General features: G+C 37.5%; 15 protein-coding genes. 2 read left to right on the top strand and 13 right to left on the bottom strand.

Going from position 1 to position 17609, the window contains the following annotated elements; all coding sequences use genetic code 11:
- Positions 1-8 precede the first annotated feature (8 nt).
- The 11 genes from ACB089_RS11730 to ACB089_RS11680 form a co-directional block, all read right to left on the bottom strand.
- Complete coding sequence (locus tag ACB089_RS11730; RefSeq protein WP_374966556.1) at positions 9-1013, bottom strand: 3-oxoacyl-ACP synthase; 1005 nt, start codon at positions 1011-1013, stop codon at positions 9-11.
- On the bottom strand, positions 1010-2029 hold the full coding sequence (locus tag ACB089_RS11725) for a branched-chain amino acid ABC transporter permease (protein ID WP_374966555.1): 1020 nt from the start codon (positions 2027-2029) through the stop codon (positions 1010-1012). The genes ACB089_RS11730 and ACB089_RS11725 overlap by 4 nt, the downstream gene beginning before the upstream one ends.
- Entirely contained in the window at positions 2026-2898 is an 873-nt protein-coding gene (locus ACB089_RS11720) for a branched-chain amino acid ABC transporter permease (protein WP_068984343.1), read from the bottom strand. Before ACB089_RS11720 ends, ACB089_RS11725 begins: the two co-directional genes overlap by 4 nt.
- Positions 2899-2913: 15 nt before the next feature.
- Complete coding sequence (locus ACB089_RS11715) at positions 2914-3621, bottom strand: ABC transporter ATP-binding protein (RefSeq protein WP_068984344.1); 708 nt, start codon at positions 3619-3621, stop codon at positions 2914-2916.
- Positions 3596-4372 (bottom strand): ABC transporter ATP-binding protein, encoded by a 777-nt coding sequence (locus ACB089_RS11710; protein ID WP_374967548.1) that lies wholly within the window; start codon positions 4370-4372, stop codon positions 3596-3598. Before ACB089_RS11710 ends, ACB089_RS11715 begins: the two co-directional genes overlap by 26 nt.
- A 92-nt stretch (positions 4373-4464) precedes the next feature.
- On the bottom strand, positions 4465-5703 hold the full coding sequence (locus ACB089_RS11705) for a substrate-binding domain-containing protein (RefSeq protein WP_374966554.1): 1239 nt from the start codon (positions 5701-5703) through the stop codon (positions 4465-4467).
- 987 nt (positions 5704-6690) lie between these two features.
- The gene (locus ACB089_RS11700) at positions 6691-7509 is read right to left on the bottom strand and encodes an alpha/beta fold hydrolase (protein ID WP_374966553.1); all 819 of its coding nucleotides are present in this window, start codon (positions 7507-7509) and stop codon (positions 6691-6693) included.
- 328 nt (positions 7510-7837) lie between these two features.
- A complete protein-coding gene (locus ACB089_RS11695; protein WP_374966552.1) occupies positions 7838-10948 on the bottom strand; it encodes a BTAD domain-containing putative transcriptional regulator in 3111 nt (1036 codons plus the stop codon).
- 181 nt (positions 10949-11129) lie between these two features.
- Positions 11130-11633, bottom strand: coding sequence for a GrpB family protein (locus tag ACB089_RS11690; RefSeq protein WP_374966551.1), 504 nt, complete (start codon positions 11631-11633; stop codon positions 11130-11132).
- 502 nt (positions 11634-12135) lie between these two features.
- Positions 12136-13116 carry a diaminopimelate dehydrogenase gene (locus ACB089_RS11685; RefSeq protein ID WP_374966550.1) on the bottom strand — a complete coding sequence of 327 codons (981 nt, stop codon included), beginning with the start codon at positions 13114-13116 and terminating at the stop codon, positions 12136-12138.
- Between the two features lie 220 nt (positions 13117-13336).
- Positions 13337-13465 (bottom strand): hypothetical protein, encoded by a 129-nt coding sequence (locus tag ACB089_RS11680; protein WP_374966549.1) that lies wholly within the window; start codon positions 13463-13465, stop codon positions 13337-13339.
- Between the two features lie 256 nt (positions 13466-13721).
- Between ACB089_RS11680 and ACB089_RS11675 the strand changes: the two genes are divergently transcribed.
- Complete coding sequence (locus ACB089_RS11675; protein ID WP_374966548.1) at positions 13722-14021, top strand: hypothetical protein; 300 nt, start codon at positions 13722-13724, stop codon at positions 14019-14021.
- Positions 14022-14027: 6 nt separating this feature from the next.
- Here the strand turns inward: ACB089_RS11675 and yeiL are convergent, their stop codons facing one another.
- Positions 14028-14690: a transcriptional regulator YeiL gene (gene yeiL, locus ACB089_RS11670; RefSeq protein ID WP_374966547.1), complete on the bottom strand. Its 663-nt coding sequence runs from the start codon at positions 14688-14690 to the stop codon at positions 14028-14030.
- Between the two features lie 96 nt (positions 14691-14786).
- On the opposite strand from yeiL, the gene ACB089_RS11665 reads away from it, so the two are divergent.
- Positions 14787-15938: an MFS transporter gene (locus ACB089_RS11665; protein WP_374966546.1), complete on the top strand. Its 1152-nt coding sequence runs from the start codon at positions 14787-14789 to the stop codon at positions 15936-15938.
- A 290-nt stretch (positions 15939-16228) separates the two neighbouring features.
- Here the strand turns inward: ACB089_RS11665 and ACB089_RS11660 are convergent, their stop codons facing one another.
- Positions 16229-16600, bottom strand: coding sequence for a GNAT family N-acetyltransferase (locus tag ACB089_RS11660; protein WP_374966545.1), 372 nt, complete (start codon positions 16598-16600; stop codon positions 16229-16231).
- Positions 16601-17609: the final 1009 nt, after the last annotated feature.

Here is a 17609-nt window from a genome sequence, read left to right as displayed (position 1 = left end):
TTGCCCCCTTATCCCCATCGAATTGTCATAGCTCCCCATACATAGCCAATACCAGCACTCACAAGTGTGATGATGTCCCCAGCGTGGATACGACCTTCTTCTAGCGCCAGCTGCAATGATAATATTTGATCAATCTGTCCGATATGACCATACTCCTGTAAATAGATGGACTGCTCCTGCTTTAGACCAAGTTCAGCTAAAATATAATCATGAGCAGATCTTTTCATATGAAGCATCGCTAAATAGCTTATACTTCCCTCGTTTAATCCACTTTTCGCTAAAGATGTTCGAATAACCTTCAAAAAATTGCTTAAAGATTTTTGTTCTAAACGTTCCTTCATCCCTATTGGATCAATGACATCCAGTTGATATAAATTATTCTCTAAATCAAAAGACGTCAACGGTTTCTTAGTACCACCAACAGGCACGACAACATCTTCCGAGAACGAGCCATCCGTCATAATAGCTGCCTCTAATAAATGATTTTTGTCATAGTTCTTTTGTAAAAGGATGGCGCCTCCACCAGCCGCTAAATTATACATAAACCGTGTTCTCGGATTGCTATAGTCGATAAAATCAACATTTCGATAGCCACCTGCTAATAGAATGGTTTGAATAGAATCGTCTGATGCCATTAAACTTTTTGCTAGTTTAAGTGCCATAATCGTCGTGCCGCATCTTAATTGCACATCGAATGCCCAAGCATTGACGGCCCCAAGCTCCTCCTGCATTTTGATAGAGGCCGTCCACAGAGGATACTCCTTATGCTCCTCCCCCATATAAATAACAACGTCAATGTCCTTCGGATCTATATTAGCCTTGCGTATTGCCTCCTGAGCTGCCCACACACCCATTTGCACTGTATGATCATGCTCACCCGGAATAGGCTTTTCATGGATACCCATTTTTTGTCGAATAATATCTTCTGGGATAGTAGAACGGGCTGCTATTTCTTTAGATGTCATTTTTGTTTGTGGAATATAAATTCCGGTACTTACAATACCTACAGTCATTCAAATCGCTCCTTTTCCTGCGGCTGGGCAACTGATGTTTTGTCTTTTTCCTTTAGCTTTAATCGCCATTTCCAATACATCATGCGAAGAGACCCAATAATTCCTTTCGGGAAAAAGATAACAGCTAAAATATAAAGAATCCCAAAGAAAATAATCCAACGCTCAAATATTGGATAATCACGGGCTAACCCCGAGAGTGTATGTTGTGCATATTCAATAACCGCCGCTCCGAGCAATGGTCCAACTAATGTGCCAACACCACCAATAATTGTCATTAGTAATGCATCTAATGTGATATCCATTGTCATCACACTCGTATTAACGAAGCGAAGTGATATAGCATATAAGGCGCCCGCTAAGCTGGCAACAGTACCTGCAACAACGGATGCAATCACTTTATAATGCAAGGTGTTGTAGCCTAATGATTTTGTGCGTTGTTCATTTTCTCGAACAGCGATTAAAATCCGCCCTGTTGGTGAGTTAACGAAGCGATATAGTGCGATAAAAATAAAGACTAAGCATGCTAATACAAAGAAATAAAACGTTATTCTGTCTCTAAATATTTCTGGTGCTCTAAATGTAAAGCCATCATTTCCGTATGTGATAGAGCGCCATTTTTCCGCCACTACTAAAAATAGTCCTGAAAAGGCTAGCGTCAACATTGCAAAGAAATGACTTTTTAACCGAAGTGTTAGTAACCCCACTAAGAAGCTAATGAACCCTGCGATCAATATGCCGACAACGATTGACAATAGAAAGATTGAAAGCGTGTTATCCATTTGTTTCAGCATGACAGATGTTGTGTACGCTCCTATACCAAAAAACATGGCGTGACCAAATGACACAATGCCTGTGTAGCCTAATAAAATGTCATAACTCATCGCTAAAATGCCAAAAATAAAAATCTGTGTTAATAAAATCATGAGTGTTCTTGAATCATTGACGAAAGGGAGAAGCACTAAAATTGCCAGCATGAGGAAAAAGCCTACATACTTTAATGACAGCTTATTTTTCATGTTGATCGCTCCTTTCGCATTGCAAATAAGCCTTGTGGTCGGAAAATTAAAACGATCGCCATTAAAATCATATTGACCGCAAGTGATAATACGGGTACATAATAAGCCATGAAGCTACCTGCTAAACCAACTAATATTGCCGCAAGTAGAGAGCCCGAAAAGCTACCCATTCCTCCGATAACGACAACGATAAAGCCCAAAATCGCATATTCCATGCCCATTTCTGCATAGATAACACCAGAATACGGAGCCATTAACATGCCGCTAAGTGCCGCTAATGATGCACCAACCATAAAAACATATAAAAATACTCGCTTTATATGAATCCCTAATGCCTGTGCCATTTCTTTATCCTGTACACCGGCCCGAACGATTAGCCCAATCTTTGTGCGCTTCAACATGTACTGGAAAATACCGAAAATCACAAAACCTACTACAATAATAAATAATCGATATTTAATGATAATAACGTCTCCAATTTCCCAGCTACCTGCTAAATAACTTGGCGTTTTCACTGCCACACCATTAGGCCCAAAGACAACTTTAATCATCTCCTGTAACACAAGCATGAGCCCTAAAGTAATTAAAATTTGTTGAATATGATTGCCATAAACAGGGGTAATAATTAACTTCTCTGTAATAAGTCCTAAAAGTGCACCTGTGACAACGGCCCCTATAATGCCGATTAAAAAGCTCTCGGTGAACATATACGTAAAGATTCCAGCATAAGCCCCCCAGACAAATAATCCACCATGTGCAAAGTTCAAAACATCCATTAATCCAAAAATTAACGTAAGACCGGCTGCCAATAAAAAAATTAACATGCCCGTCGCTAGGCCATTAACGACTAAATTTACGAATAGCTCCAATGAAGTACACCACCCTTATCCTATTCCTAGGTATTTTCTTTTTAGTTCTTCATTATGGATAAGATCCTGCATTTTACCTGAGTGAACCGTTCTCCCGTCATCAATCAATGTGTACGTATCGCCAATTCGACTCGCCATAATAAAGTTTTGCTCAACAAGTACAATGGACGTTTGTTTCTTCATTTCAACAATAGCCTCCATTACTTTCTCCACCACTATTGGCGCCAGTCCTTTTGAAGGCTCATCAATCAAAATTAACTTACTATCATTAATAAATGCTCTTGCCATGGACAGCATTTGCTTTTGACCACCTGAAAGATGTCCACCAGCCTTTTTCCAAAATTTCTTTAAATCAGGAAACAGCTCTAGCACATAATTTTGTCGCTCTAAGGTAACCGCATCCTCTTTGCGCATCGCCACTTTCATATTTTCCTCTACGGTTAAATCTGCAAAAATCCCTTGGTTTTCAGGCACATAACCTATACCTAATTTTGCCACTTTATAAGTCGGGCTTTTTTTTATAGAGTGTGAGTGGAAGTTTACCTCTCCCTTTGAGGCAGGCGTTAATCCCATAATCGTTTTTAATGTAGTCGTTTTCCCTGCTCCATTCCTTCCAAGAAGTACACTTACCTGCCCCTCCTTTGCCTCAAAATTGACTCCCTGCAAAATATGGTATTGGCCGATATATGTGTGGACATCATTTAATTTCAGTAAGGTGTTCATCGTACAGACCCCCTAAATATGCATTTTGTACGGTTTCGTTTTTCATGATGTCCTCCGGGGTTCCATCCGCAAGAAGCTGGCCATTAAACAACACCATAATCGAATCCGACAAATCTAGAATCATATCCATCTTGTGTTCAATAAGGAGAATGGTTTTATCTCCCTGTTTTTTTATCGTGCGAATGATCTCTAAAATCGTTGGTACTTCCTCTAAGGACATGCCGGCCGTTGGTTCATCAAGCAAAAGGATTTCTGTATCCAGTGCTAATAACATCGCAATTTCAAGCTTTCTCTTTTCTCCATGAGACAGCATGGTTGTTAGGGCATCTCTTTTATTGTCGAGTAATACAAGCGTTAATAGTTCCTCTGCTTTTTCTGTAATCGCCTTATAGCTTTTATAATGGCGTAATAATTGATAACGCACTTTCTCCTTAGATTGCACAGCCAAACGGACATTTTCTAAAACCGTCAAGTTTGGAAAAACATTGGTGATTTGAAACGATCGCCCTAGGCCCATACGAGTTCTTTCTATAGCCGATTTTTGCGCAAGTGATTGTCCTTTAAAATAGACATCCCCAGCAGACGGCATTAATTCTCCACTGATTAAATTAAAAAAGGTTGTTTTACCAGCACCATTCGGTCCGATAATTGATTTCAAATGCTTTTCTGGCATATTAAAATTCACATGGTCGACAGCTGTGTGTCCGCCAAAACGAATCGTTAAATTTTCTGTTCGTAAAATAGGCTCCATCATATTCTCCTTTCTAGCACTTCTATCACTCTTCATCCATTCTCATTGAGATTAGATGAAGAGAGACAGAATTTTTTCTGTCTCCACTTTCACTAATTCATAACTGGAGGTGCCGTTTCTTCAGGACTCAGCTCGCGAATTAGAACTGGTACCGGATAATCTACACCCTCTTGTTTTTCAAGACGGATCGAATACATCGACTGTAATGCTTGGTGGTCTTCTTCTCGGAAAGTCATCGTGCCTTTTGGCGTTTCAAATGACATTCCTTCCATAATGCCAATCAGTTTTTTCGCATCTGCATCCCCTTCTGATTTTTTCAGAGCCTCTACAATTGAGATTGCAGCTGACATCCCTCCTGGCGTAAATAAATCAGGCACCTCATTAAAGCGTTTTTGATGTTCTTCTACTAACCATTTATTCACATCATTTTGTGGTAACGTATGATAATAAACTGAAAAGCCTTCCATACCTATTAACGGATTCATAAATTTCAGTGCGATAATATCAGGTGCACCTGTAGAAATTTTAATGCCCTTCTCTTGAATTTTTAGATCCGCGATTTGATTCCAAGGTGAGTTTGCTCCTGCCCATACAACAAATAAATAATCTGGTTTTGCATCAATTACTTTTTGCAAATTCGATGTAAAATCCGTTGCTGCAGGATCAGCATATTCCTCTAAGACAATTTCTGCGCCTAGCTTTTCCGCAGCGCTTTTAAATGCATTCACCCCGTCCCAACCAAAAGAATAATCCGGTGCAAAAGTGGCAATCTTAACACCCTTCCCAGCGATTGCCGCGGCAGCTGCATAGGCATCCTGAGAAGAATTTCGACCTGTACGGAAAATATATTCATTAAATTCTGCACCCGTAATACTATCCGCTACCGCAGGCTCCACAACCATAATCTTTTCGTATTCTTCAGCTAATGGTAATACAGCGAGCGTATCACCTGAGCTAGAGGAACCTACTAAGAAATCCACCTTGTCATCTTCCAATAGCTTTGTCGCTTTTTGTACCGCAACCTCAGGCTTTGTTTCTGTATCTTCATATACAACTTCAATTTTCTTACCGTTAACTTCCATCGTACCGCCAGTAGCATAATCAATCCCTAATTCAAAGCCACGCTGCGTTTGTTTCCCATACGACTCAAGAGCTCCCGTCAATGATGCAAGTACACCGATTTTAATAGTCCCCCCTTCCTCAGCAGTCCCCTTTGTATCATCCTCCGAGGCCTTACCATCTGCAGAACTATCCTTCGACCCTTCTGAATTGCAAGCCACCATCAACATCGTCATCATCAATAAAAGCATAAATAACCAATGCTTCTTCATCCCATAACCCCTTTCATAATAAGTTAAAAAGAAAGCGCTTTCGTTGCTAAATCCACTATATAAAACTGTAGTTACAAATTAGTTACAAGATAGTTGGGTCAGTTTACTGAGTCAACTATCTCTGCAGCGAAAGTGAAGCTTTAGCGCAACGGCAGCTGCAAAATCTTTTAATGAGCTGCCCAAAATGGGGAGCTCATTTTTCTGCGACGAAAGTGCAGCGGAGCGTAACGGCAGTCGCAAGTTCTCTGTCGCGAAAGTGTAGCGGAGCGCAACGGCAGCGACAAAAGTGTGTTTTTTTCCGGGGATGAGGGTTTATCGAAACAGGTTTGAGATTTATCGAGAACTTTTGATTGTTTATCGACCAACTTTTTTAATTTATCACCTAACTTTTGAAAAATATCGATATCTACCTTCATGTACGCTATCTGACCGCACTGATAGTTTGTGGTGCTTCACTTAATCAAAGGGATATTTCTAAAGTCATTTACTTTCCGCTTTTTCAGTAGCTACCCTTTTATCATCAATTCCGGGGTTGAGAATTTTATCGTAATAAATTTGTGTTTTATCGGAACAATCTTGAGGTTTATCGGAACAATTTCAGGTTTTATCGGAATGTTTTATCAACTTATCGGAACATTTTAGAAAATACAGTATATCTGACCACACTGAAGTTTGCGTCGCCTACATTTAATTTAACAATTTAGCAGGTATTGTATATTTCCTGTTGTTGTTTTTACTAGGCACTTCAAACTTTTGATATGTTGATACACTAGCACTCTCAGATTGAAACTGAACATCATGTAATAAATAATGCGCATGCTACAAATAGATTTCTTGTCATTCCTGATCTACTTTGCGCTCACCAGTAAAACCCGCCCTTGTACAGTCTTCGAGCTTCCGGGATTATCTTTTATAAATTTCGTTCATGATGGGGCATAAAAAAAGGACTCACCTAATTCAGTGAATCCTTTTAGTTTGGACTAAAGATTAAACATTATATTCCTTTACCCTATCTAACCATTCATGCATAAGGCTATTAAATAGATCTGCTTGTTCAATTTGCAAATTATGTCCAGCCTTATCTAAAATTGTGAAGGCTGCCCTTGGGAACTTATCGATAATGTCAAAAGCATCTTTATAGCCAACCATTGAGTCTTGTTTGCCAAGCAAGAAAATGCTAGGTTTATCAAAAATCATTTCGTCAACAGCAAAAGAAAAACCATAGCTTTTTTGGACTTTTTCTAAAAATTCCATATCCGCCATTTTCTGACCTGCTAACACTTCATTTGTGTATCGATGACAATTATTTTCATTTAAAACAACAAGATGTGAGCTCAAATCATCAAGTTCCTGTTTTGTCAATGTTGATAAAAATTCCTTATCTGCCGAGACAATACTTTGTTCTGGTACTGTTCGACTTGGTTTATCAGGAATAATCAATGGACAAATAAATGCAGCCCCTAATATTTGTTCTTGATACTCCCTCAGAATCCCTCGCACTAAATATCCACCATAAGATTCCCCCACCAATAAATAACGTTCATTTGGGATTAAAGAGTGTATTAGTTCTACTACGGCCACTAGCATTTCATCCGAGTTATTAATTGTTTCATAGTCTGTTGTCTTACCCATCCCCGGAAGATCAATATAAATTCGCTTCCAGCCTTCACTTTCTACAAAAACAGGCTCCATACAACCCTTCATTAATCTATGATCAGGCGAATAGCCGTGAAGCATCACGATTGGTGTTCCTGTCCCAATCATTTCATAGTAAATATTCGCCTTCCTTACCTTACAAAATGCCATAGTAGTTCCTCCAAATATTATTATAAAAAATGGTTCATCACCAAAACGTGTGGTTGATTTCCGTTCCGGCTGGGCGCTTTCCTGGGGGCGTCCGATGAGCCGCTTCAAACGCGTTGCTCGCTCCAGGGTCTCGGGGCAACAGGATGTTGGTCACGAAGGCGTTATCACAGGACGTGATGCTCTTAGCCTTCGTTCCCCTATCGCTGATCCCCAAGGAGTCACCCAGCCTCCACTCCACTCAACTTATTTACATAGTATATGTTTTAACAAATGTCACCCACGACTTTTGGTGATGAGCCTAAAAAACGGTCTTTATTCCAAGTATCCACTAACCCGTAATTAAATCATAAACAACCATTGTCGATTCCATTGGTGTTGTATTTAGTTCTCTTTTTAATAGCTGCACGCATTTTTCATACCATTTCAACGCAAGGGAACGGTTTTGTAATTGATAGTAACTATACATCAACAATCGATAGCCTTCTTCCCATAACGCATCCTCTCGAAGCATTTTTTCTGCATAAAAAATAGCTTGCTTATAATTTTGTTGCCTTGTCGCATTTTGCGCTAATCTCTCAAGTACTTCAATATATAACGATTGCAGCTTTTCACGATCCTGCATGATCCAATCTAACTGCTTTTTTTCAGCATAGAGTGCATCGGTATAACTCATCTCAGCAAGATGCAGCCAGTCATTTGACAATTGTGGATCGAACTCCTCCATCCCTAATTCATAAAAATAGAGAAAGCGTTCAACATCAATCTGCAAAAATTGAATATGTTGTAATTGATACATATTATTTTTTCGCTGAATAAAAAAGCTATCTTGACGAGCACTTCTATTTGGCTCTAGAACCTTTAATAACGCATTCAATACCACTTTAAAATCCCGATCTAGTGAATCAACATTCCGCTCTGGCCATAAAGCCTGCGCAATCTCTTCCTTTGGCGTAAATCGATTGCGATGACAATATAAATAGACGAAGAGCTCCTTTGATTTATCGCGCTGCCATTCTTTATCCTCTAGCTTTCGATTCTGTCTTATTAAATCTAAACTTCCTAAAAAATTTACTTGCACCTCTTCATGTGGATAAACGACACTTTCCTCTACTTGAAAATAACGACACATTGCCGAAATAGCCGCATTTTCACCACCACTATTTCTACTAAATTGTAAAAGCTCATAAAAAATCAATCTATTAGGCGGACCGAGAATGGTTTTTCTTTGTAAAAAATAGTCATAGCCATTGGTGATACACAGTTGTGCAAATTGCTGAAAAGAAAGATTGAATTGTTGAACATCATTTTCTTTATAGGCAATCACAGATTGATAGAATAGTACATGCATCTCACCGTTTTGGTCGCCACAATCATGGAAAAGTTGCTGTGCTTTTATTAATAATTGCCCTGCTCGAGCAAATTCATGTTGAGAAAGAATGATTTTCACCTCGGCAATTAATATAAGAGCAGTCATCCATGCATCTTGCACTTGCTCCGTTTCCTGTAGGCCAAGTGCTAAATATTTTTTAGCCGAGATCATATCTCCTTGCGCATGCTTGACAATTGCTAGTCCCATATATGGTTCAGCCTTAACCCGAGAAATATTAATGGTATTCATCAATGTTAGGGCCTTCTCATAAGCGTTACAAGCGCCTTGATAGTCAGGAAAATCTACTAATAATAAAGCATGTGCTTTGCGAATATAGCCAACCGCCTCAATAAAAATAGACTTTTCACGTTGCCCCCTTCGAATCCCATGCTGAGCGGCATACCAAGCATCCTTGCCCAGCCCTAATAGCGCGTAGACAAATGATGCTAACAACTCACTCTCTCTATGTGTCGCCACTAGCTGTGGGGGTAATTCCAATCTCTTCGCCAGCAGAGACTTAGCTTCCAGTAACTGCCCAGTTCTTAACAGTATTCGAACATCAACATTCGCTCTTTGTAGCACATCCTCCGTCAAGGCAACCTCCTCTGTAAAGATATGCGCACGTTTCGCTTTCCCTAAATTCACTAAATTCTCAGCATATTGACGCTGTAATTCTAAAAGTTCCTCTTTATTTACCGGTGTATGATTCGCTAACTCTAATGCCTTTTTTAAATGCGGCTCTGCCAATGCTGGCTGGATTGTATCGAGGTAAATATGCGCTAAACCTGCCTGCGCTTTTGTCATAAAGAGATAATCATTCTTACTTTTCGCGAACTTTGCACAATTTTCATAGGATTGCTTCGCTTTTTCATAATATGCACGGTAGCGATGGCACTCACCTTCAAAATAATATATTTTGTAATATTCCGATTTTTCAGCAGCTGTAAATCGATTTATTTTTTCTAATAACCACTCAAATTGCCCAGCACGGACAAGACTTTCAGCATGATTTTGTAATAGTTCACCACAAAAGTTCTGATCATTCGTTTTAAATGCATGATGAAGAACAGCTTGTATATTGTTTTGCTCTACATAATACAATGCTGCTTGTTTATGTAATGCAATATATTGTAAAGCATGTTGTTGCCATTTCAACTCTAAAAATCGACTGAACAAGGCATGGAAACGATATAAACCATCTGTTGTTATAGTTTGAATAAATAAGTGCCGTTGTACAAATTGTCTGAGCGCCTCCGCTATTTCAATACCATAAAATTGTGTAATAAACTCCTCTGAAAAAGTGGGGAAAATCGCCAACTTTAATAATGTCTCTTGCTCGAATGTAGACATCTTAAGATAAACTTCCTCCGATAAATAGGTGAAAAGATCATTTGTAGAGATATTGAACCAATGATCTAATGTCTCGTTGTTCCATTGCTCAGCTAATAAAGAAATACTAATTGCCCATCCCTCTGTAATTTCCGAAACCTTAGCAATTTCATCTTCTGTTAAACGCACAGCTACATAATCCTCAAAAAAAACAGCAATCTCCTCTGAAGAAAATGCTAATTCTGCTTCAGAAATAACGAGTAATTTTTTTTGCAGCTTTAATTTTCTTGTAATATCCCAATTTGGCAGTGTTCTAGACGCTATTATAAAATGTACATTCGGTGGTGAAAATTCAATAATTTTTTCCATCACATAATTAATATGAAATTCATGGTCAACGAGATGGTAGTCGTCAATGACGATTAAAATTGGCTCTTCAATTTCACATAAATTATTAACAAATAATTTATACAAGCGATTGAGTTCTTCTATTTTCGGAAAACGTGATAATAGATTCCATGCATCAAATCCTTGACCGAAACCCGGAACGACTCGTTTAATACTAAAAAACAAATGCCTTAAAAACGGCAATATATTATCATCTTCCTCCGACACACTATACCAAGAAAATCTGCTAGCTTCAGTGTGTAGAAATTGTGTAAGGATGGTTGTTTTGCCATATCCAGCACCACTATGAATAAGTGTGCAAGAATGGTCTAGGCTTTTTTTTAATGTTCTCATTAGTGTAGCTCTACTAATACAATGATTGGACGGCCGCGGTGGAATACATTTCGATTGGATAATAATGTCTGTGGTCATTTTGTGATAACCTCCCCATTCAACTGGTTATGTAAGGTTACAAATCTTCAAAGTTTAAAATTATGAGCCCATCACCATAACGCGGAATTGTTCCATTCAAAAATTACTTGTCGTAATCCTTAAACTCAGGCGTTTCCATTAGTCTTTGGAAAAAGATATCTTTGGCTTCCCTGTAAGCATCCATTGATTTGGCTTCGTATTCTTTCTTCAAATTATCATATGCATCTCGATATTTATTATTTGCCAGTAAAACTTCTCTAAATTTCCAAAAGAAATCAAACTCAGAATCAATTACAGTTAATTGAACTCCTAAAGGAGGATTACTTGTATCTTCTTTAAATGCCCTAAATGTATCTGTTTTGACACTTTCATCATTTCTTTCATATAAAATAGATAGAAGTTCTATAGCTTTCGAAAATTGTTCAGCACTAACACGTACTTGGATGTCTATATCACCTTTAGTAACACTATTAGGAATTGCCGAACTACCAACATGCTGGATATCAGCCTCGGGTAGTATTTCTGTTATTTTATTTTTGTGTATCAAAAAAGCTTTCTCAGCATTTTTATGAAATAGTTCACTATTAAAAAAATTTACTTTCTCCATATAAAACCCCTCCGAATATCCCCTTTTTTTACATGTCACAACCGCTTTAGTAAATATTACCAAACTAATTCTATAGTAAGTGTAATAATTCCAATCGGTACTTTATCCTTTATTTTACCATCATATCCTACTTTTACCCTATCGCCAATATGAAACATTCCATCTGGATTCATCGCAAAATTTACAATAATTATTCTTACTGCCTAGTGGATGACGGACGGTACAGAAAAATCAGCACTTTAACCAATAACCCTGGATTTAAAAGATTTTTATACTTTAAGTTTTTAACTTTAATCAAAAGAACTTTGAAACGTAAACTTAGGACTTTCAACTTTTACCTTTGAGCTTTCAACTCAGTTTGTTTAACGTATCATTTGTTGTAGGCATGCCGGTATATCAAGTTTTAGAATCATTTATTCCACTCCCAAAGTTGAGTGATTTACTTAAAATGAAAAATCCCGATTATCAAATAACATGATAATCGGGTAGAAATAGTTTACTATTATAAAAGTTCTTTACGTAATTCAGCAGCAGATTTTGGTGATAACAGACTGAATGGAATATCGAATACTGTTTTTGCACCTTTATCTCCAGCTTTGCTTAGACGATGCGCCGCACGAGCATAAGCAACTAGAACACTAGACGTGAAGTTTGGATTGCTATCAAGTTTTAATGAGAATTCAAGAATTTGTTTATCGTTAGCGCCGCTTTCGCCACTGCGAATAACGAAACCACCATGTGGCATACCTGTGTGATTCGCTTTAAATTCCTCTTCAGAAATAAAGTTAACCGTTGTGTTATATTCGTCGAAATAGTTTGGCATTGACACAATTTCTTGCTCAATTTTTGCTGCATCCGCACCTTCTTCAAGAACAACCCAACATTCACGAGCATGTTTTTCACGTGTCGACAGCTCAGGATTTTCACCATTACGAACGCGTTCTACAGCATCTTTAATTGGTAAAGTGTATTGTACAGCGTTTTTAACGCCCTCAATACGACGCACAGCATCTGAGTGACCTTGACTTAAGCCATCTCCCCAGAATGTATATGTTGTACCTACTGGTAAAACGGACTCACCAAGCAAACGATTTAATGAGAATAAACCTGGATCCCAACCAACAGAAATGACTGATACTTTACCAGATTTTTGTGCTGCTGCATCTACCGCTTCAAAAAATTCAGGAATTTTCGCATGTGTATCAAAGCTATCTATTGTATTAAACCATTGTGCAAAGTGTGGTCCTTGCTCTGGTAAATCTGTTGCAGAGCCACCACATAAAATCATTACATCAATGTCATCTTGGAATTTTTCAGCATCGTCCACTAAATATACGTTGGCATTACTTGCAACGTTTACAGTTGAAGGATCACGACGTGTAAATACCGCTACTAATTCCATATCTGGATTTTGTGAAATAGCATATTCTACTCCGCGCCCTAAATTTCCATACCCTACAATACCTACTCGAATTGCACTCATTAAAATTCCTCCTCACGATTACGTGACTATGTGAAGCCCTTCACGTTAAATCTACTTACAATAATACGTCGTGTTAGGAAAATTCACAATAGTTTGAGTACGTATTTTTGTCTAGTAAATTATGCAAATTTTCTATGATATCTATCCATTCATGACATGAATACGGTTACAACTTCTTACACCGGGTATACAAACATCCGCTGAAATATAGAAACTCAGTCTAAGAACGACCACGTCCTGTGGCAACGACTGAGTGACCAACATCATGTTGTTGCCGTTGTCGCTGCCGCTTCGCTTTCGCGCAAAAAACATTTGTTGCTGTCGCTACGTTAGCACTGCGCTTTCGCACATAAAACATCTGTTGCTGTCGCTACGTTAGCACTTCGCTTTCGCACATAAAACATCTGTTGCTGTCGCTACGTTAGCACTTCGCTTTCGCACATAAAACATTTGCAGGCCTAAGCACAAAGCCAATTCTGAACGCAATTATACCGAGGCATAATTGATTGACTAACCTTTAAGTTTTCGTAAAAGCCTTGTAAATAAAGACTTTTCTTACCACATGTCTTGTACAATAAAACTAACGACAAAAGGGGGCATGATGAATGAAAAGTAATTGTTACTCACCAAGCACAACATTGAAACAAGGAGAATTACTTGCTTGTCCATTCCAAAATGCACAGAAATCTGCTAAAACTCATGGTACAAACATCGAAAATAAGGCAATGCGTAAAAGATTTTCAACCGATCAATACCAATGTATAGGGGTTATACCTTTTGGCGTTATGGAAGAAACCCTAGACACCTCCACACAAAAACAAAGAGTCCATGAAATAAACTTCTACCATAGCGGCAAGGAGATTGCACGCTGGTTAGTTAAAAAAAGTGAATACAATAAGCTTTAGTATTCCTCACTGAATTTCCTGTGCCAAGTGCGCAAGACGCTTCTCATTAATAATGTGATAGCCATTCTTTCTCTTCTCTAAAATTTTTTCGTCACAAAATTGTGCAAGTACATATAATAAATGTCGATAGGAAACCCCTAAATATTCACAGATTTCAGTATGCTTTTCCTTATAAATCCCTTGATCAGACGATAATTCGATAAATGCAGCTAGCCGATTTTCAAGTGGATATGCCTGATTTTGTGTATATTTAGAAGTCATAATTGTCGCCTTTTCCCCTAAAAACACACAGAGTTTACGTAAAAATAGCACATCAGTAAGTAACTTTTCTTTACAGGCCTGAGAAATAGAAAGACAGATCGTTTCGGTCACGGTCTGAATCCCCTTTGTATATCTCGCTTCATTAAGCAACTCAATTTCACCCATAAAAAGCGGAGCCTCAAGATACTCAATAAGCGAAACTTTACCGTTTTTATGCGTCATATATAGTTTCGCTTTTCCTTCGATCATGTAGTACAGCGTATCTGGAAATGATCCTTCCTTAAAAATCCATTCGCCTTTTTCAAATTTACACACTTCCAGAAATGGATCAATATCAAATGAGAAAAAATCATCAATTGGATATTTTTCTAGATAATAGGAACGTGCTTCAGCTGTCAGTATTTGCATTTATTACTCTCTCCTATAATAAAATGTGAGATATCTCACATTATTGTAGCGTTGAACGTGCTATTATTCAACATAGTTAATGGAGGTACGTAATAAATGAATAATCAACGATGGCTTTCTCAAAATTTCTTTGCATTTTTTATTACATGGGGTATTTTCTTACCTTATTGGACAGGTTGGCTTGTAGATGTTAAACACCTTACAGTATCACAGGCAAGTGTCGTGATGGGCTGTGGTCTTTTAGCACGAGCCATTTCAAATCTTTTTTTCTTCCCGACTCTTGCTAAATATGTGCATAATAAACGACTCAGTAGCATCCTAGCAATAGGTGCCCTAATTACAACTTTACTTTACATACCAAGCACAAACTTTATCTCGCTTCTTATCGTTACCCTTTTATTTAACATTTTTTATCCAGCTTTGTTACCTGCTGTAGAAAGTAGTGCTGCAACACTAATCCAGCATGGACATGTACACTATGGTAAAAGTCGCTCATATGGCTCTATTGGTTTTGTCATTGCGGTATTAATTATTAGTATGCTAACTGGTGTATTTGGTCAGAACGTTATCTATTGGAGTTTGGTCATTAGCCTTATTGGTATGCTGTTCATGCAACAATTGGCTACACCAAAAGAGTTACTTGTTGTCCCAACAAAAGAACAACGTGCAAAATCATTGTCGATGAAATCATTATGGAATATTAAAGGCTTCCCAATTGTTTTAGTAATCGTGATCCTATTGCAGGGCGCACATGCTTCTTATTACAGCTACGGCTATATCTATTTAGGTGATCTACATGTCGATCCATTCTATATGGGAATGATTATTAATATCGCCGTTATTTGCGAAATTTTATATTTTCTAAAGGCTGATACACTATTTAAAAAATGGCGCTCATCTTCTTTATTACTTTTAGCAGCAGGTGGTTCCTCATTACGTTGGTTACTGATTTACCTGTTCCCTAATGTCTGGGTATTTATCGCTTCTCAAACCTTGCATGCATTATCATTTGCACTCGCACATTTCGCTTTTATTGGCTATTTAACAAAAACATTGCCGAAGGAACAAATTCCAAATGCGCAAGGTCTTTACTCAGCATTAGCAATGGGATTAAGTACAGCGATCCTTACATTTTTAGGCGGCTATTTATACGAAATTTCGCCTGGACTATCATTTGGCGCAATGCTTATTTGTACGATTCCAGCAATCGTTATTTTACTTACTACTAGAAATAAATATCAGTATTAACAAACAAGCAGGTGAAGACATTGTATCTTCACCTGCTTTTCTGTTTGCTCACCTTCTTGGCCCTGTTCCCCAATGATCCACCTCTTCATAAAGAAATCGTTATTAAAAAAAGTATGGATTCATTACTTGAATTATTCTTTACGTGGTTCACGAAATAGAACCACCCAGTGTTGAAAAAATAATGACTTGTTTCCCTTTTAGTTCAATCTCTCTTTCCTTTTTCATGCCCATACTAATTGCTACTTTTTGAGATGCTGAATTGCCAATTTGAATAAGGGATATTAACTTATTTAAAGATATTCTTTTTCACCATAAGCTCTCAATGCTTTCGCCATCTCTGTTGCATAACCCATCCCCCAAAAATTTGGTGCAGTCCAATAGCCTATTTCGATTTGTTCTTCCTCAATAACTCTTTGAGGCACAAGACCGGCATGTCCGATTCGTTCGTTGGTTGCTTTTAATTCAATTATTTTCAATCCATATGCTTCATTCTTTTCATAAGACTCAACAATCCAATTAAAAAAACTTCTAGCTTGTTCTTCGTTACGAGTTTCGCCGCTTCCAATGTACTGCATCACCTGTTCATTTGATAAAATTGATTGTAAAAAATCAAAAACCGCTTCGTTATAATCTCTAAGTTTCAATCTTTTAGTTTCTAACATGATAAACCTCACTTTCTAAAACCCTTAGCAATCAACATATTTACATGGCATACGTTTTAACAAAAGTAAAAAGTCACTCATTTTAAAAATAAAACATGAGTGAGTCCAACGATTAATTTTTCATCCAAGTAAGTAATCTCACAATTTGAAATGGGTCGTACCAAGTAATGATGAAACTAAAAAGGAAAACTGTTAGAACAGGTAAAAACTTTATTTTTCCTTGTTCTCTTTTGAACACAGCACCAAAACTTAACAATAAACTGATAAATAATAAACTGAATCCAGATATCATAAGAATCTCAAAGTTGGTTGAATAAATGTAAGAGGAACTTAATACAACAGCACCAATTACTGCAAAAATAATGGATAGTTTGCTAAACATTTAAAAGCTCCCTTCAGAAAAATCAATTCAATTTCCAATTTATTGTAACAAACTTTTTTTGTTGATTTCTTCTGAAAATTAAGAATAAAAACGAAGGTTTATTGAAAGATGTTGAAAATATCTAATTATACAAGAGCTTATGGTAATCCGCATGAAAATTAGAATTTAATTCATTTTAGGGCTCGTCACTAAAAGTTGTGGAAGATTAAATGCTCTTTGTACAAAAAAAGACCAAAATAATTAATTTCATCTTGGTCATCGTATTTAAATTGCAGGTTTATGAATCCAATAATGCAAAGAATTTAAAATAAGCTTTCCTGAAGGTACAGTTATTGGAAGGAGTATAATACTGTAAATGACGCCCCATATCATTGAATCGTCTAGATTAAAAGTATTTAAATTACCGCGCAATATCATTTCACTAATTAAAATACCCAATGTGCCGGTTAATAAGCTGACAATTAAAGTTACAAAGAAACTAATCAACCACATTTTTTTATTTGGGATATTCTTTTGAGTAGATAGATAATACCCCATTATGACCATGGATAGAATCATAGGAATAGAAAATGCTATATATACCCAACTTGCTCCCCAGTAGTTTATACGACCTCCTGCTAAAGTATC

Source organism: Lysinibacillus sp. RS10 (assembly GCF_041956855.1).
GTDB classification, from domain to species: Bacteria; Bacillota; Bacilli; order Bacillales_A; family Planococcaceae; genus Lysinibacillus; species Lysinibacillus xylanilyticus_A.
This window is presented reverse-complemented; position numbering and strand designations above follow the sequence as displayed.